At 73.3% G+C, this 16,944-nt stretch carries 10 protein-coding genes; 4 read left to right on the top strand and 6 right to left on the bottom strand.

Going from position 1 to position 16,944, the window contains the following annotated elements:
• Positions 1-92 precede the first annotated feature (92 nt).
• From IEZ27_RS23225 to IEZ27_RS23215, 3 genes are read left to right on the top strand one after another with little or no spacing between them, the layout of a single operon-like run.
• Positions 93-1,421, top strand: coding sequence for an SWIM zinc finger family protein (locus IEZ27_RS23225; protein WP_189649165.1), 1,329 nt, complete (start codon positions 93-95; stop codon positions 1,419-1,421).
• Positions 1,418-4,555 carry a DUF7824 domain-containing protein gene (locus tag IEZ27_RS55010; RefSeq protein WP_189649164.1) on the top strand — a complete coding sequence of 1,046 codons (3,138 nt, stop codon included), beginning with the start codon at positions 1,418-1,420 and terminating at the stop codon, positions 4,553-4,555. The genes IEZ27_RS23225 and IEZ27_RS55010 overlap by 4 nt, the downstream gene beginning before the upstream one ends.
• Positions 4,552-7,377: a hypothetical protein gene (locus IEZ27_RS23215; protein WP_189649163.1), complete on the top strand. Its 2,826-nt coding sequence runs from the start codon at positions 4,552-4,554 to the stop codon at positions 7,375-7,377. The genes IEZ27_RS55010 and IEZ27_RS23215 overlap by 4 nt, the downstream gene beginning before the upstream one ends.
• A 24-nt stretch (positions 7,378-7,401) precedes the next feature.
• Here the strand turns inward: IEZ27_RS23215 and IEZ27_RS23210 are convergent, their stop codons facing one another.
• Together IEZ27_RS23210 and IEZ27_RS23205 are read right to left on the bottom strand one after the other, a co-directional pair.
• On the bottom strand, positions 7,402-7,857 hold the full coding sequence (locus IEZ27_RS23210) for a hypothetical protein (RefSeq protein WP_189649162.1): 456 nt from the start codon (positions 7,855-7,857) through the stop codon (positions 7,402-7,404).
• Between the two features lie 96 nt (positions 7,858-7,953).
• Positions 7,954-8,277: a cupin domain-containing protein gene (locus IEZ27_RS23205; RefSeq protein WP_125636102.1), complete on the bottom strand. Its 324-nt coding sequence runs from the start codon at positions 8,275-8,277 to the stop codon at positions 7,954-7,956.
• Between the two features lie 71 nt (positions 8,278-8,348).
• Between IEZ27_RS23205 and IEZ27_RS23200 the strand changes: the two genes are divergently transcribed.
• Positions 8,349-9,326, top strand: coding sequence for a helix-turn-helix domain-containing protein (locus IEZ27_RS23200; protein WP_189649161.1), 978 nt, complete (start codon positions 8,349-8,351; stop codon positions 9,324-9,326).
• A 32-nt stretch (positions 9,327-9,358) separates the two neighbouring features.
• Here the strand turns inward: IEZ27_RS23200 and IEZ27_RS23195 are convergent, their stop codons facing one another.
• The 4 genes from IEZ27_RS23195 to IEZ27_RS23180 are packed head-to-tail and all read right to left on the bottom strand — an operon-like array spanning position 9,359 to position 16,921.
• Complete coding sequence (locus IEZ27_RS23195) at positions 9,359-11,221, bottom strand: DUF5107 domain-containing protein (RefSeq protein ID WP_189649160.1); 1,863 nt, start codon at positions 11,219-11,221, stop codon at positions 9,359-9,361.
• A complete protein-coding gene (locus IEZ27_RS23190; protein WP_189649159.1) occupies positions 11,218-14,913 on the bottom strand; it encodes a carbohydrate-binding protein in 3,696 nt (1,231 codons plus the stop codon). Before IEZ27_RS23190 ends, IEZ27_RS23195 begins: the two co-directional genes overlap by 4 nt.
• Positions 14,910-15,938, bottom strand: coding sequence for a Gfo/Idh/MocA family protein (locus IEZ27_RS23185; protein ID WP_189649158.1), 1,029 nt, complete (start codon positions 15,936-15,938; stop codon positions 14,910-14,912). Before IEZ27_RS23185 ends, IEZ27_RS23190 begins: the two co-directional genes overlap by 4 nt.
• Positions 15,935-16,921 (bottom strand): Gfo/Idh/MocA family protein, encoded by a 987-nt coding sequence (locus IEZ27_RS23180; RefSeq protein ID WP_189649157.1) that lies wholly within the window; start codon positions 16,919-16,921, stop codon positions 15,935-15,937. The genes IEZ27_RS23185 and IEZ27_RS23180 overlap by 4 nt, the downstream gene beginning before the upstream one ends.
• Positions 16,922-16,944 lie beyond the last annotated feature (23 nt).

Below are 16,944 nucleotides of genomic sequence, written 5' to 3'. Positions count from 1 at the left end.
GACTGGTCGTCCGATCCAGCACGGCGCCACCGCCCGTCTGAGCCCGCGCTCGCCCCGATGGTTTGTCGGTGGGGAGATCTATTGTCCCGGCCATGACTTCAGCGACGCAGGCGTACACGTACGCCGCGCCCTCCTCCCTCCTCGACGGCCGGCTCGGACTGGCGACCTCCGGCGGCCGGGCCCTGTCCGGCCCGGCCGTGGCTCCCCGGTTCTTCGACGGCGTGGTGACCCGGGCGGCCCCCGCCGCGGCGGCCCTGCTCGGCGTCGCCGACGTGGCGCTGGCCCGCTACCACCAGCCGCAGTCGCGCCCCGGCTGGGTACGCGACCCGGTGGTGACGTGCGACGGAGACCGCTTACGCTTCGAGTCGTTCTCGGCCTGCGGCGGCGTGTACGCCCGGCTCGACCTGCTGAACGGCGCGCTCGACGGCGAGGTGTTCGACCGGGGCACCACCAACGTCGACGTCAACGCGCCGCTGCGGGAGGCGCTGGCGCGCATCGGCGCGCGCGACCCGCTGCACCTGGGAGTGGGCCTCGACGAGCTGGTCGTCACCACCATGGACGGCGCGGTGGTGGAGAAGAAGGTGCCGCTGCCCGAGCGCTGGTTGCGCGGGTTCGCCGAGGTGCAGGTCATCGCCTCGCGCATGGACCAGCGCGGCGAGCTGACCGGCATGGCGGCGGTGCGGTTCCTGCGCGGGTTGCCCAAGAAGGGCACGGTGTGGGTGGCGCAGGCGGGGCGCGACCTGAAGGTCAGCGACCGCCAGGTCCCGGGCTCGGTCCAGCTCGCCGGCCCCAACCGGCTCGCCACCCTCCTGCCGCTGCTCCGCTTCGCGAAGTCCATCCGGGTCTACGGCCCGGCCGACGCCTCCTCCTGCGCCTGGGAGCTGGAGTTGCCGGGCATGCGCTACACGCTCACCCTGTCGCCCGAGCGCTGGCGCGGCTTCTCCGGCGAGGGCGCGGTGCTCGACGACCTGGCCACCGACGAGGCCGAGGACGACGCCGACGTCGTCGGCATGCTGCTCAACTTCGAGCCCGAGGTCGAGATCGGCCTGCTGGCCGACCGGTCGGGCCTCCCCGCCGACCGCGTACGCGCCGCGCTGACGCAGCTCGGCGTCGCCGGCCGGGTCGGCTACGACCTGTCGGACGCCGCCCACTTCCACCGTGAGCTGCCCTACGACAGGGACAACGTGAGCCTGCTCAACCCGCGGCTGGCCAAGGCGCGCAAGCTCGTCGAGGCGGGCGCCGTGCGCCTCGACGGCGGGTCGGCCACCGTCCGCACCTCGGGGGGCCTGCGCCAGGTGTCGCTGGCCGACGGCTCGTGCACCTGCGAGTGGTGGTGGGACCATCGCGGTTCCCGCGGGCCGTGCAAGCACGTGCTGGCCGCCCGGATCGTCGCCCGCGCCGCCGTGGAGGTCTCCCGATGACCCTCTGGACGGAGATCTGCGACCTGGTCACCCGCAACCAGGTCCGCCGCCTGGCCGACCGGCTGGTCGCGCTCACCGAGGAGGAGCGGGCCGAGCTGGGCGGACGGTTGCCCGGCCTCGTCAAGGAGCTGCGCCAGGCCCGTACCGAGCGGGTGCGCGCCCGGCATCCCGGCGACTTCGAGGAGCTGTCCACCTGGGAGGTCGGCGAACTGCTCGACACGGTGGCCGGCGCGCTGCTGCTGACCGGCGTCGGCGTCATCGCCGGCCCGGCCGCCGCCGTGACCTGGATGGCCGGCCGCGACGTCAACCGCCGCTGGGCCGAGGCCCCCGACGTCGGCCTGGTGTGCCGGGTGGCGGCCGCCCGTCCCCTGGAGTGGCGTCGCGAGGTCGCGGTCCGGCTGGCCCGGCGGATACGCCGTCCCGCCGACCGCATCGCACCGCTGGCCGTGGCGCTGCTGCGCGAGTCCGGCGCGACACCGCCCGACCATGATCCGCTGGTGGCCGCCTGGTTGTCCGCGCCGGGCGTGGCCGACGACCCGCTGACCTCCGTACTGCTGCCGCGGGTCTTCAGCGCCGACGGCGCGGGCCGCGTCCTCCGTGACGAACGGCTGGAGCCCCGGCCCACCCGCTGGCTGGCCGCCGCCCGCGAGCTGCCCAGGGAGCAGGTGCTCGACGGTTGCGTGAGCCGTTTCCTGCGCGGCGGCGACGCCCAGGACCTGCGCTTCTTCGTACGGCTGCACACGCTCGTCGCGCCCACGCCGCAGGAGTCGGCCGTACGGCTGCGCGACTACCTGCGGTTGTTGCCCTCGGCTCCCGGCACGGTCGCCGAGCTGGCCGCCGGGCAGGTACGCGGGGCGATGCCGCTCGACCACGCCGACCTGGTGGAGGCGGTCGAGGCGCTCACCTTCCGCGACGAGGCCAAGCTCGCCACCGTCGGCCTGCGCTGGCTCGACCGGGCGATCCGGGCCACCCCCGAGGCCGCCGCCGACTTCGTGCCCGCGCTGACCACGGCGTACGCGCACAAGTCCTTCGACGTACGCGACCGCGCGGTCGGCCTGACCCTGAAGCACGCCGCCCTGTTCGCCGGTCACACCGAGGCGATCCGCGACGGCGTCGGCCACCTGCCCGCCGGCCTGGGCGCGAAGCTGGCCGAGCGGTTCGGCGGGGAGATCGCGGTCGAGGAGGCGCCGGCGCCCAGGGAGTTCCCGCCGCTGCCCGAGCCTCCCGAGGCGCGGCGGTTCCCCGAGCCGTCGATCTTCCCCGGCCACCACGAGCGCTGGATCGGCCAGGAACGCTGGCTGGCGGCGTTCGTCACCGGGATCACCCTCGACCGGGCGCGGCTGCGCCGCGAGCTCAAGCCCCACGCCGAGCAGGACCAGGGCTTCTGGCGGTCCAAAGAGGTGCGCATCGACCCCGACGACTGGCAGTCGGCGCTGGTCTCCGAGCTCGTCACCCCCGGCAGCGTGCCGGCACTGCCGCCGATCGAGCCGGAGAGGTTCTGGGACGACGCCCACCACTCCGTGAAGGTGCGCCGCCTCGCCCCTGGTGAGGAGCCCGGCGCCGAGCCGTCGCCCCGGCGGCTCACGATCATCGGCGGCCACCGGGCCGGCCGCTACCTCGACGACGACGCCCCGCTGCGCGCCTTCTTCATCACCTGGACCAGCGACGACGGCCCGCAGGGCGCGGTGGCCCACGAGGGCGACCACCAGATCCCCTTCTCCGAAGGCCGGATCCACCTCAACGACTCCCCCGCCGACGACGACCCGCCGGTACGGCTGAGACCCGGCGTCCGGTACGACGACTCCGTGACCGCCATGCCGGCCTTCATCCTCAGCCGCGCCTACGAGTGCATGGCCGAGCTCGGCGTGGACCATACGCGGATGGCGGCGATGCGGGCGGGCGGCCAGGTGCCCCCGCGGGGTCCGGACGAGCCGCTCGTCCAGGTGACCGTCGCGTTCGTACCGCCCCGGCTGCGTTCGTTCATGCCCAGGGAACTGCCCGAGCACGACGAGTGGCGGCGCCGCAACCAGCTCCCCCACCCCAATCGAGTCTCCCCGCCCCACGACTTCCTGCTGCACCGCTACGCGGAGCTGGCCGAGGCGCTGCGCGACGGCACCCTGCCGCCGGTGCTGCTGGCCACGCCGACCTGGATGAGCGGCCATCTCGACCCCGACGTGCTGGCCGACCGGTTGGAGACGTGCGCCGCCGCCGGCGTGGAGCCGCTCCCGGCCGACCTGGCCCAGGCGCTGCTGCGCCTGCCCCGGGGCAGCCACCCGGCCGCGGCCGACCGGGCCGCCAAGGTCGAATCGCAGGCGGCGCGCTCGGCCGCCCGCTGGCTCGCCGGTGGCGGCATGGCCGACCCCGAGTGCGGCCACGTGTGGCGCCACATGGTGGACGCGTCCATGGTCGAGTTCGGCGACGACGAGCCGGAACACTTCACCCAGGTCAGACTCCAGCCCGTGCTGCGGATGACGGCTCCGACCGGCCATCGGCTGATCGACGAGGTGCTGCTGCGCCAGCCGTTCGACTGGACGGTCGACGAGTTCGGCGGCACGGTCGGGGCGTGGCCCGCCATGCTCCCCTCCCACCGCGAGGTCGTGGCCGTCAACTTCCTGCCCTTGCTCCCGCGTGGCCATTGGGGCACGTGGGTGACCCCGGCGCAGGTCGCCGGCCTGGAGATCGCCCAGGGCCCGCTGGGCGAGTCCACGGCGGCGATCCTCGCCTTCCTCCTGGCCGACAACGCGCCCGACCTGATTCCGCTGGTCCTGAGCATGGCCGCCAGGGGCGACCTGCCCGCCGAGGCGATCGGGCGGCAGCTCGCGCTGACGCTGCGCCGCACCTGGCGGGAGACCCGGGCCGCCGTCGCGGCGCTGACCGCGCTGGCCGACGCCGGCGGGCACCACGAGGTGTGGCGCGTCCTGCGCGCCCTGCTGCCCGGGATGTTGCCGGGCGAGGGGCGGCGCGTCACCGTGACCCACACCGAACTCGTCGCCTTCGCCGCCGACGTCGCGGGCTGGACCGGCGCACGCGGGGAGCTCCCGGTCGTCGGCGAGTTCGCGCGGAGTGGCCGTAGAACCCGGTTCGTGCACGAATGCAAGCGCCTGCACGCCCAACTCACCGGAGCCACGTCATGACCTCCGACATCCGTGCCGAGATCAGGAATCTCGTGTTCGGCCGCGACGTCGAGGGGCTGGCCTCGCGGTTGCCTGCGCTCACCGACGCCGAGCGGGCCGCCGTCGCCGCCGAGCTGCCCGGCCTGCTCGCCGAGCTCCGCGAGAGCCCGCTGCCGGTCGCCGCCGTCGGCTGGGACGCCTTCGGCCGGACCGGCGACGACCAGGTCGCCGGCTGGTCCGAGCTGCTGATGATGGTGGGCGCGGCGACCGTTCCCGGCCCGGCCGGGGCGGTCACCTGGCTGATGAAGCGGGACCTCAATCCCCGCTGGGCCGGCGCGCCGGACCCGCGCCCGCTGGTGCGGGCGGTCTCCGGCCGTCCGGCGGCCTGGCGGGCCGATCTGGCGGTACGCCTCGCGCGCCGCGTCCGCCGTCCCGACGACCGGGTCGTGCCGCTGGCCCTGTCGCTGCTGCGCGCCGCCGAGGCCACCCCGCCCGACCACGAACCGCTGGTGGCGGCCTGGTTGTCGGCGACGACCGTGGACGCGGACCCGCTGACGCCCCACCTGCTCGCGAAGATCTTCGACGCGGCGGGCGCGGGCCGGGCGCTGGCCGGCGAATCGCTCACCCCGAGACCGTCCCACTGGCTGGGCCTGGCCGCCCGTACGTTGCCGCGCGAGCAGGTCATCACCGGCTGCGTGAGCCGTTTCCTGCGCGGCGGCGACACGCAGGACCTGCGCTTCTTCGTCCGGCTGCACACGCTCGTGGCGCCCACGCCGGAGGAGTCGGCCGTACGGCTGCGCGACTACCTGCGGTTGTTGCCCGTCGCGCCGGGCCCGGTGGCCGACCTGGCCTGGCGGCAGGTGTGCCGGGCGCGGCTCGACCCGGCGGACGCCGCCGAGGCCGTCGAGGCGATGACCTTCCGCCAGGAGGCCAAGCTCGCCGTGAAGGGCCTGACCTGGCTCGACCGCGACCTCGCACGCCACCCGGAACGGATCGCCGACCACGTCACCGCGCTGACCAACGCGTACGCGCACGCCTCCCACGAGGTACGCGACCGCGCGGTCACCCTCACCCTCAAGCACGCCGACCACCTGACCGACTCCGCCCCGATCCTGGAGGGGGCCGAACTGCTGCCCGCGTCCTCGGCCCGGCCGCTGCTCGAACGGTTCGCCGAGGGCTGGACCAGCGAGTTCACGCCCGGTCGCCTGCCCGACGTCACCGTACCCGGGCCGTTCCCCGTCGCCGGTCCGCAGAGCGGGCCGCCGGTGGAGACCGGCTGGATCGAGGTCGAGGCGTGGCTGGCGGCGGTCGTACGGGAGACGCACACGAACCCGGGCCTCCTGCGGGAGACGCTGGCCCGGCGGTTCGGCGAGGACCTGCGGCCGGTGCTCTACGACGCGCCGACGTGGCAGTCCCCTCGTGACTGGTGCACCGCGCTGGCCAGGGAACTTGTCAATCCCGGCGAGGATCCGGGGCCGCAGGGGCATCGCCCGTCGTACCGCGGGCCGTCCGCGGAGGAACGACGGGCCGCCCCGGGCCAGTCCGGCGACCTCGGGCAGGCCCTGTACGACGGCATGCTGAACCTCGCGGCCACGGCCTTCCGGCTGCTCCCCGGTCTCCGCACGGTCGTCCCGCTGCACGAGCTGCCCGACCACGTCCAGGAGGAGTTCCTGCGGACGGTCGACGCCCAGGCCGAGCCGTACGAACCGGACGACCCGTACGACCCCGAGGGCCGGCCCGCGTCCGCCCCCTGGAACCGGCTCCACGTACGGGGATGCGCCCGTCCCCACGCCTTCCTGCTGTCCCGCCTCGACGAGCTCCTGCGTGCGGCGAAGGCGGGAGCCCTGCCGCCGGTCCTGCTGGCCACCCCCACCCGCGCCGACGGCCACCTCGACCCCGAGGCCCTGCTCGACCGCCTGGCCGAATGCGCGGACTCCGGCCGCGAACCGCTCGCGCTGGACGTGGCCCAGGCCTTGCTGCGCCTCCCGCCCGATCCCGCTCCCGACCTGGCCGAACGCGCGAAGGCCATCGGCTCGGCGGCCGCCGCCGTGGTGGCCCGCTGGTTCGAGCGCGGCGCGCCCCCGCCCCCGGAGGTGGAGCTGACCTGGACCCTCGCCCTCGGCTCCCGGGTCGTGCCGTACGACGAGCATGTCCTCGACCAGCGCGGCATCGCGAACGTGAGCTGGAAACCCGTCGAGCCCACCGGTCTCGACGCCCTCGACGCCCTGCTGGCCCCGCCCGGGGAGCGCACGTTCCGGCACGAGTCACGGGACTTCTGGCCCGGCATGACACCCCACCATCGGGAGCTCGCGGCGGCCCATCTCGCGATCGGCCTGATCGACCGGTTCGACCCGCCCGACGTCGGGATCGACGACCTCCGCGAGCTGGCCCGGGCCAAGGGCGCGTCCGGTCCGGCGACGGCCCTGGTGCTGGCCTACTTCCTCACCGTGCAGGGCGACGACGCGGTGCCCCCGCTGCTCCGGCTGGCGGCCGGGAACGTGCTCCCCGCCGCCGAGACGGGCCGCCTGCTGGGCCTGCTGGGCCGCCGCACCCGGTACGAGGCCGACCCCGCGTTGCCCTCGCTGGAACTGGCCGCCAGGCAGGGCGCGCACGCCGAGGTGTGGACGATCCTGCGCCACTTCCTGGCCGTCTTCCTCCCGAGAACGGGCGAACGGGCCCGGCGCCCGCACACCGACGCCGTCCTGCTGGCCATCGACGTCGCCATGTGGACCGGCGCGCGGGGCGAGATCCCCGAGGTGGCAGCGCAGGCGGGGAAACCCGGTTCGACCTCGCTGACCCGGGCCTGCCGGACCCTCCACCAGCTCCTGACCGGGGAGGTCTGATCGCCCAGTGGCACGTGTGCGGCGTCAGACTCCGGCGGTGCGTCCCGCGCAGCGCAGCGTTCTGCCCTTCTTCACGTACGTGGAGTCGACGACGAGGTAGAGCTTCCGCGCGGCCGGGACCTTGACGTCGACGACGAGGTCGTAGGAGACGTCGTTGGAGGTCTCCTTCTCGTGCAGCGTCTCCTCGAAGACCTTCCTGTCACTGCCGCGCCGTTCGACCATCAGACGGAGGTGTCCGGTCCTCAGGCGGATCGGCACCTCGGAGTTCCAGCTGTAGAGGATGTCGGAGACGCGGTGATACCCGCCGGACGTCCGGTACTTCAGCTCGAAGGTCGCCTTCTGGCCGTCGCTCATCGTGCAGCTCGCCCTGACGCGATGCGGCGGAGCGGCGGCCGTGGCGTGCGCGGCGGTGGCCAGCAGGACGAGTGACAGGCCGCCCCCGCCGAGAATTGCCGCGGCCTTCGCGACGATGTGCGTCATCTCGCGGTCCCCTTTCACGTGGCTCGTGTCCCTGGGACGAGCATGGGGCGGGGGCGTTGAGGATGCGTTGAGGATCTGTTGGAGCGGCCTCGGCGGCTACGGGGTGAGGATGCTGATGCCCAGCATGCGGGCGCCGGTCTCGGTACGCGGGCGATGTGTGCTGCCCGGCGCGAACACGACGTAGCTGCCCGGCCCGAGCCGCTGTCCCCGGTCGATGAACTCGCCCGAGATCACGTAGTAGCGTTCCTCGCCCTCGTGCACGTCCACCTCGGGCCATTCGGTGCCGGGGGCGAAGTCGTACATCCAGCCGCGGGCCCAGTCGGTGGCGGGCAGGCGCCGCCTGATGATCCCGGGAACGACCTCGACCGGCTCGACCTCGTCGACGTTCAGGATCTGGACATCACTCGAATCTTGCGTCATGCCCCCATCGTCGCGGCGGACGTCGTCTCCCGCCCAGTGTCTGGATTGACGTCTACGGGTATTTTCTTGCCATGAGGGTTCAGCGAGTGGCCGCGCTGGTGTTGCCGCCACAGTCCACGTTCGAGCTGGCGTGCGCCGCCGAGGTCTTCGGGGTACGCCGTCCCGGCCTGGCCGCCCGCTACACGTTCCAGGTGTGCGCCGAACGTCCGGGAGTCGTACCGACCCTGGCGGGCTACGACATGGCGGTCAACGAGGGACTTTCCGCACTGGAGACCGCCGACACGGTGGTGATCCCCGGATGGCACAGCCGCGACGAAGCGGCGCCACGGGCCGTGCTGGACGCGGTCCGGCGGGCCCACCGGCGTGGCGCCCGCATGGTCGCGATCTGCTCGGGCGCCTTCCTGCTCGCCGAGGCGGGGCTGCTCGATCACCGCAGGGCGACCACCCATTGGCGGCTCGCCGCCGAGTTCGCGGCCCGCTTTCCCGACGTACAGGTCGAACCCGACACCCTGTACGTCGACCTGGGCGACATCGCCACCAGCGCGGGCACCGCCGCCGGCATCGACCTGTGCCTGCACCTGGCCCGTACCGACCACGGCGCCGCCTACGCCGCGCACGTCGCCCGCCACATGGTCATGCCGCCGCACCGCGAGGGCGGGCAACTGCAGTACAGCACCGCGCCCCCCGCCGAACGCCCGCCGGAGTCCCTGGCCCCGGTCCTCGACTGGGCCACCGAACGGCTGTACGCCCCCCTCACCATCGACGACCTCGCCGCACGCGCCCAGGTCTCCTCGCGGACCCTCGCCCGCCGGTTCGCCGAACAGCTCGGTGTCAGCCCGGGCCGATGGCTGCTCCAGCAGCGCGTCACGGCGGCCCGGGCGCTGCTGGAGGAGACCGATCTCCCCGTGGAGACGATCGCGGTCAAGGTCGGCCTGTCCTCGGCCGCCAACCTCCGCCGGCGCTTCCACTCTCTGGTACGCACCACACCCGCCGCCTACCGACGTTCCTTCGGCGGTGCCCCGTGGACGGCCGGGGGCGGAGAGCCCTGAGGAAGGGCCCTCCGCGAGATGCAGCCGTCGATCTAGGTGGATGACCCCGCGTCGCTCATGCGGAAGTCGTACCGGGCCGGGACGGGCTCGCCGGGATGCACCGCCAGCCAGAGCCGGTCGAGCGAGACCTCCCCCTCGCGCACGTCGTCGACCTGGACGCCCTCCGCCAGCAGGCGGCGCAGGCGGTCGTCGTCGCCGATCGCGTGCGCCGCCCTCGCCTCGGCCAGCCGGATCCGGCCGTGACCGCGGTACGGCAGCGCCTCGATCAGGGCGAGCGCCGCTTCGCACCGCCCGGACACGAGCAGCGCGTCGAGCGTCTCGACGGCCAGTTCCCGCAGGTCCGGGCGGAGCCGGTGCGCTTCGAGCATGAGGTCGGCCGCCTCCTCCGGCGACGCGGCGAGGAAGGCCAGGACCCGCAGCGCCCACGGGGTCCTGCGCGCGCCGGCGGAGAGCTCGCAGGCGGCGCGGGCGGCGTCGTCCTCACCGTCGGCCAGGCGCATCAGGCCCAGGTGGTAGTACGCGTGCCAGTCGTCGGCGCTCTTCTCCAGCGCCTCCCGCCAGCGCCGGCCGGTGATCGGCGGCGCGGGCGGGTCGCAGACCGGCAGGCGCCCAGTGGAGAGCAACTCCTGCCAGGGTGCCTGCGCGGGGCCCGGCGGCGGGAAACCGGCGTACCCCTCAAGGCCGCCCCAGCCGGAGCCCTCGGCGAGCCACTCCTCGTGCGGCCCGAAGGCCGCCGCCTCCCCTAGCGCCTCGTCCAGCCGCTCGGGCGGGACGAGCCGGTCCAGGGCCTCGGCCGTCGCCTCGCACGCCTCCCGCCAGCTCCCGTGCACGGCCGCCGGCTCGACGTCGAGCCGCCCGTACGCCTCGGTCCAGGACCAGGTCGCGCCGCCGGGCATCGGCAGGTGCTCCAGCTGGGTCCTGGCCAGCCCCGCCTGGATCTCCAGGTACGGCGAGCCGGGACCGGACAACCACTCCTGCCAGTGCCGGCCGCCGGCCGTCGATCCCCAGCAGAACAGCTTGCGGCCACGCAGCCCGCCGGTGGAGGTCTGGACGAGCCCCGACCCGGCCTCGTCCAGGGCCGCGATCCAGCGGCGTGCCCCTTCCGGCAGGTCCAGGAAGTAGTCGGCCGCCCGGACGGCCCGCGCCGGGTAACTGCGGTCGGCGCCGTCCGTGCCGGGGAAGTCCACATGCCGCAGATCGCTCACGTAGTCGAAGTGGAAGGCACGGTCGGCCGGGCTGAGCACCCGTACGCCCGCGCTCTCCGGTACGGCGATGTTGGACCACCAGTAGACCGGCGTGACCTGGTCGGAGGGGTTGTGGAGGGAGACGTGCACGTAGAGCACCGGCGACCCGGCGGGTAACCAGGCGTCGATCCGCACGATCAGCCGCCGCAGCCGCTCGAACTCGAACATCCGCAACACCGGCGTCCCGTCGGCGGCGGTCACCCGGACCGCGTGCAGCGGCTCGCAGGTCAGCGGCCAGTGCCCGGTCGTGCCCAGGTTCCACTCCACCCCGCCGGCGATCCACGCGTCCCGCAGCGCGAGGTTGGCGGGCTGGAGTATCGGGTTGCGGTGCAGCAGTTCCCTGCCGCTGGGCCGGTGGACGAGCGACCACAGGCGCCCGCCGTATCCCGGCAGGAACGTCGCGGTGAGCAGGTCGTTCTCCAGGACCACCGTGGGCAGCTCGCGCTCGGCGCGCTCGCGGTCGTACCCCCACTGCCGGGTGTAGGGCACGAGCGAGTGCGGCCGGCCGTAGGCCAGGTTCCGGCGCATCTCGTCGTCGGCGCCCACGCCGTCCCCGGTGGTGGGGCGTACGCCGGACAGGATCGGCAACACCCCGGAGACCGGGTCGGCGGCTCCCTCGATCCGGAGCGTGCCCTTCCGCAAGGAGGTCACAGCGTCACCTCGGCCGTCAGCCCGAACGACAGCGTCGTCCCGCCCGGCAACACCGGCCGTACCGTGAAGGTGTGCGTCGAGCCCGGCACGAGCGAGCCGACCGTCGCCTTGGTCTTGTTCGCCTTGACGCGGGCGACCTCGGTGTCACCGTCGAACACGGCGTAGCCGGTCGCGATCGGCGACCTGGGCCAGGTGAGCTTCACCGACGCCGGCTTCTTCCCGACGGTGAGTTCGGCGCCGTCGGCCCAGGGGCGCGGCATCTCGACGACGAACGCGTCCACGATGGCGATCCGTCCGGTGTCGGCGGCGCTCTGCTTGTTCACCACGCGGATCGTGTGCTCGCCCAGTTCGAGGCCGCTCAGCCGGAACACCCGCTGCTGCCCCTGGCGGACCGGGCCGTAGCAGTCCGCCGAGGCCCGCAGTTCGCCGTCGACGTAGAGGTCGACGACCCCCATGTCGGTGTAGCGCTCGGTGAGGAAGCTGATGCCGGTGCCGGTGAAGGTGAGCTCGGCGTGGTCGCCCTTCTCGGTGGAGTAGTGCACGTCGTCGCCGTAGTCGCCGAGCCCGCGGCCCCGGTCCACGCCGAAGGCCCCGGTGTACGTCACCCGCCGGTCGTCGTCGTTGACGTAGGTGAGGAGCAGCGTGGGGTCGGTGACGGTCAGCGGGTAGCCGTCCGACAGGCCGTCGTAGATCGCCGTGATGGTCGTCGATCCCCAGGCCACCGCCTTGACCACGCCGTGCGCGTCCACGGTGGCGACCGACGGGTCGGAGCTGACGTAGCTGACGCCGTCGGAGACCGGGGTACGGCTGCCGTCGGCGCTGACGGCCTCGGTGGTGATCGTGGCGGTGTCGCCCGCCTTGAGCGAGGCGGCGCCGGTCGCGACGAGCGCCTTGGTCGCGGCGGTGCCCGCGGTGACGGTGAACGCGTCGAGCAGCAGGCCCGTCCCCTCGGCGACGATCCGGAACGTGTGCGTGCCCGCGGTCAGCTTCACCCAGGTGCCGACGGTCGTGAAGTGGCCGTCGCCGCCGGTGTCCGGCACGTGCACCGGGTACCGGTCGCCGTCGACCTCGAAGCGGAAGGAGGTGGCCTTGCCGGAGGCGGCGGTGAACCCGACCCGGTAGAGCCCGGTGTGCGGGGCGAAGACGTTCTCGTAGCGCAGGTAGTCGCCCTCGTCGACGCGGCCGACCGCCCGTACGGGCCCGCCGGCCCCCTGGTACGTGCCCACGACGACGCCGGTGTCGGCCCCCTTCCAACCCCATTCCTGGCCCAGGTTCCACTGCATGGTGTACTGCTCCGCCTCGATCGTCTGCTCGGCGGCGCCCTGGAGGTCGAGGCGCATGCGGTTCCACACGATGTTGGAGTGGGCCTCGATCCACACCACCTTGACCGAATGGCTGCCGGCGGTCAGCGGGACGACGAAGTCCTCGGTCCGGATCCGGTTGACCCCGCCCGTGTCGCGCAGGCTCAGCTCGCCCGAGACGTCGGTCCCGTCGACCTCGACCCTGAACCTCAGCGGGTCGGCGTTGACGGTGGAGTACTGGAACTGCAGGAGGTAGTCGCCGCTCGCGGGGATCTCGACCCCGTCGTAGCGCAGCCAGTCGCCGGTGTCGACGACGGAGACGCCGGGGGTGCCGTCGTCGCTGACCGCGTCCTCCGCGGCGAGCCAGACCCCCTCCTGGGCCGTGGGCCGCTCGGCCTGGATCGTGATCGACTCGGGCCGCTCGTGCGTGAACCGCATCCAGTTCATGAAGAACCAGCGGCCGTCCTCGCGGACGATCCGGATCGTGTGGCGGCCCTCGGGCAGGGTGAGCTCGCGCTCGATCGTCCGGTAGACGTTGTAGCCGCCGGAGTCGGGCACGGTGATCGGGCCCAGCGCGTCCCGGCCGTCGACCTCGACGCGGAAGCGGTTGCCCTGCTCGGACGAGAGGCGGAACTCGGCCCGGTAGGTCCCGCTCGCGGGCACCACGACGTTGTCGTACTCGGCCCACTCGCCGGCCTCGTCCAGGTAGAGCGAGCCGAAGCCGCCCTCGGGCGGGGCTTCGACGCCGTACGCGCCCTTGGCCTCGGTGTAGTCCTCGTTCTCGATCTTGAACTGGGTGAGCGGTGCGGCGGTCGGCGCAGCCGGCGCGACCTCGGGGACGACCTTGATCGTGCCGATCGGGTACACCTTGCCCACGCCGTCCGGCATGGCCAGCTCGATGCGCGGCTTGCCGTCGTCGCCGAGCATGGCGATGCCGACGTCGTACGTCCCGGCCGGGACGCCGGCGGGCAGCGTGAACGCCGACCGCAGTTCGCGTACGTCCCCCTTGAACCACTTCGTCTGGTCGAGCGAGGCGTCGGTGCCGCGCCACACCACCTCGCCCGTGGCACGGTCGGTGAAGCGCACCTCCAGCGGGTACTTGCGCGGGCTGAAGCCGACGCCGTTGTTGGTCCAGGTGTGGGCGAGCGTGAACGCGCCGCCGGGCGCGACCTGGGAGTCGTACGTCGCCCGCGGCATGAGGAACCGGTAGCCGGAGTAGCGCCCGAGCGTCGTGAACCACTCGCCGTACGCGTCCTTCATCGCCTGCCACTGCGCGAAGCTCGTGTTGTTGATGCCCTGGAGGTTGGAGTGGTAGCCCTCCAGCGCGTTCTTGACGACGAGCCGCGGGTTGTTCAGCATGATCCCGCTGTCCCAGCCCGCTCCCTCCGAGACCTGGATGAGGTCGCGGCGGAGCTTGCGGTTGACCCACACGTTCTCGCTGCCGGTCCCGTACTGCATCCAGGGGAACGCGCTGTTCACGGTGTCGGACCGCAGGCCCCAGTTCTCGTTGCGGGCGGCCTGCTCGTAGCCGAACGCGACGTACCGTTTGGCCTGGGTGTCGGCGTCGGGGTCGGTCGTGACCACGTCCGCGCCGGGGTTCGGCATCATGACCATCGTCCGGGTGAACGCCTCGGCGTAGATGTCCATGATCGCGCGCAGCGTCTTCGAACGGGTGGCGTTGTCGGGCCACGGGAAGTTCATCGCGTCGTTCCAGCCCGACCACTCGCCGAACAGCGCGAAGGCGCGCAGGTCGACCCAGGCCATCCCCGGGTTCGCGTCGTAGCGGGCGGCGAAGGCGCCGACCGCCTCCTTGAGCTCGGCGAGGTAGATCGGGTCGTGGTAGATCGGCTGCCGCGACTTGTAGACCGTGTTGTACGGCGCGAGCCGGAACCCCGCGCCGAGCTGGTCGAAGAGCCAGGCGGGCGGGTACTCGTAGGCGAAGACGCTCGGGTCGTTCTTGATGTCGGGCGCCTCGGACATGAGGAGCTGGAACTCCACGGTCTTGCCCTGCTCGACGACGCGCTTCATGAACGCGTCCAGGCGGTCCCAGGTGAAGGCGTCGTCCTCGGGCTCGAAGTCGGCCCACGCGATCTGCAGCCGGACGATGTCCGCCTCGTCGGGGATCTTCTCCTTGCCGTCGATGAACGCGGTGATCGCCGGGTCGTCGGCGAACACCCAGCCGCGTCCGCCGGCGGGCTTGGGCGAGTTGATGTCGAAGGCGGTGCCGGTGTACGGATTGCCGTGCAGCACCTCGTACGTGTCGGTGAAGGTCACGGTCGTACGCGGGGTCGCGGTCTCGGCGGCGGTCGCAGCGGCGGCGTGGCCGGGCAGGACGGCCAGGGCGGCGGCGACCGCGACGGACAGGGCGGCGCCGAGCAGGCGGCTGCTCATCGGTTCTCCATCTCAAGGCGCACGGGGGCCGTCTCGGTCAGCGACCGGTACGCCGCCTCGACGAGCGCGACGGTGCGGTAGCCCGCCAGCGCGTCCGGCTGGCGGGCCTCGCCGGTGCGCACCGCGTCCAGGAAGGCGCGGATCAGCAGGTCGTCGAGGGGCGCGCCGTACCCGGAGGCGACCGCGCCACGGCTGTTCCAGCCGGTGAGGACGTCGGCGAAGGGCGCGATCTCGGCCACCCCCTCGGTGCCGATGACGGTCAGCGTGACCAGGTCCCCGGCGTCGGGCCGGCCGGGCGGGCGCGACCAGGAGCAGTCGATCGAGGCGATGGCGCCGTCGCGGTAGCGCAGCGAGACCAGCCCGGCCGTCTCGACCGGTACGGGGTCGCCGTTCCGGTCCGGGTTCGGGATCGTGTTGGCGATCGCGTACACCTCGGCCGGGTCCTCGTCCAGGAGGTCGGCGAGCAGGTCGGCCACGTGCACGACGTGGTCGGTCAGGGCGCCGCCGCCGCTCAGCGCCGGATCGACGAACCAGGCCCTGGTCGTGGGCACACCGCCGCAGTTCGTGGCCGCGATGGAGACGATCCGGCCGAGGTCGCCGCGTCGTACGGCCGCGCGCAGGTCGGCGTAGGCCGGGGCGAACCTGACCGGGAACGCCGTCATCAGCACGGTCCCCGCGGCGCGCGCGGCTTCGAGCATCTCGGCCGCGTCCGCGAGCGAGGTCGCCAGCGGCTTCTCGCAGAGCACGTGCACGCCCTCGGCCGCGGCGCGTACCGCGAGCTCGCGGTGCCTGACGTTCTCGGCGCAGATCACGACACCGTCCGGCCGCCACGCCCAGAGGTCCTCCTCGGTCTCGAAGTAGCCGACGCCGAGTGTGTCGGCGAGCGCGCGGCCGCCGGGCTCCCCGGCGGAGCGGGCGGCATGGCCGGCGTCGCAGGCCGCGATCTCGACGACTCCGGCGCGGCGCAGCGCGGCGGCGTACTCGGTCGCGTGCAGGTGGGCGAACGAGAGGATTCCGATTCTCATGCGGCAGAGACCTCTTCCAAGGCGGGCTGAAGGTCGACGGGCAGGCCACTGGCGGCCGAGCGGGCCACGGCGTCGGCGATGCGCATGGCCTCAAGGCCGTCGAGGGCGGTGACCCTCGGCGCGGCGCCGGTCGCGATGGAGTGGACGAAATCGCCGAGCTCGGCGCGATAGGGACTGGTCAGAGGGGAGAAGTCGGGCAGGAGGTCCCCGCCGGGCTCGGCGTGCCCCTGGTAGCGGAAGGTGCGGCGCTCGTCGGAGTCGCCGTGCAGGACGCCGTCGGAGCCCGCGACCTCGAAGTGTGTCCGGAACTCGATCGGGGCGGTGGTCCAGGTCGCGGTGAGCACCGAGATCGCGCCCCCGGCGTGCGTCAGGAACGCCTGGGTGCTCTGGCTGCCGTCCACGACGTTCGTACGGGCGAACACCCGCTCGACGTCGCCGCCGATCCAGCGGGCGACGTCGATGTCGTGGATCATGAGGTCGAGGAGCACACCGCCCGAAAGCCGCTCGTCGAGGTACCAGCCGCTGCGCGGGCTGCGTCCCTGCCGGGTGTGGCGTTGCACGCCGACCCGGCCCACGTCGCCGCGCGTCACCGCGTGCCACAGTTCCTCGTACTCGGCGAAGTACCGTACGACGTGGGCGGGGAAGAGCGGCACCCCGGCCTCGGCGAACCGCGCGACGAGATCCTCGGCCTCCCCGAGCGTACGGGTCAGGGGTTTCTCGCACACCGTGGGGAGACCGTGTTCGAGGGCGGCCAGCGCCAGCTCGCGGTGGGTGTGCGTCGGCGTGCAGATGTCGACGACGTCGGCCGCGTCGAACAGCGCCGCCAGATCGGCCACGGGCCGCCCGCCGCCGTGCCGGCCGATGAGCTGTTCCGCGTCATCGGCGACGGAGAAGACCACGACGTCGTAGCCGAGGTCCAGCCAGGCCGGGAGATGCGCGTTGGCGATGCCGCCCGCGCCGATGAGTCCGACCGTTCCGTGCATGTGGTGACCATCCGTTTCCGCGT

This window comes from Nonomuraea spiralis, assembly GCF_014648435.1.
GTDB lineage: Bacteria > Actinomycetota > Actinomycetes > Streptosporangiales > Streptosporangiaceae > Nonomuraea > Nonomuraea spiralis.
This window is presented reverse-complemented; position numbering and strand designations above follow the sequence as displayed.

Bases quoted from the DNA above. Each gene is read 5' to 3' on its own strand.
- IEZ27_RS23225 (WP_189649165.1), top strand. From the start codon at position 93: ATGACTTCAGCGACGCAGGCGTACACGTACGCCGCGCCCTCCTCCCTC.
- IEZ27_RS55010 (WP_189649164.1), top strand. From the start codon at position 1,418: ATGACCCTCTGGACGGAGATCTGCGACCTGGTCACCCGCAACCAGGTC.
- IEZ27_RS23215 (WP_189649163.1), top strand. From the start codon at position 4,552: ATGACCTCCGACATCCGTGCCGAGATCAGGAATCTCGTGTTCGGCCGC.
- IEZ27_RS23210 (WP_189649162.1), bottom strand. From the start codon at position 7,857: ATGACGCACATCGTCGCGAAGGCCGCGGCAATTCTCGGCGGGGGCGGC.
- IEZ27_RS23205 (WP_125636102.1), bottom strand. From the start codon at position 8,277: ATGACGCAAGATTCGAGTGATGTCCAGATCCTGAACGTCGACGAGGTC.
- IEZ27_RS23200 (WP_189649161.1), top strand. From the start codon at position 8,349: ATGAGGGTTCAGCGAGTGGCCGCGCTGGTGTTGCCGCCACAGTCCACG.
- IEZ27_RS23190 (WP_189649159.1), bottom strand. From the start codon at position 14,913: ATGAGCAGCCGCCTGCTCGGCGCCGCCCTGTCCGTCGCGGTCGCCGCC.
- IEZ27_RS23185 (WP_189649158.1), bottom strand. From the start codon at position 15,938: ATGAGAATCGGAATCCTCTCGTTCGCCCACCTGCACGCGACCGAGTAC.
- IEZ27_RS23180 (WP_189649157.1), bottom strand. From the start codon at position 16,921: ATGCACGGAACGGTCGGACTCATCGGCGCGGGCGGCATCGCCAACGCG.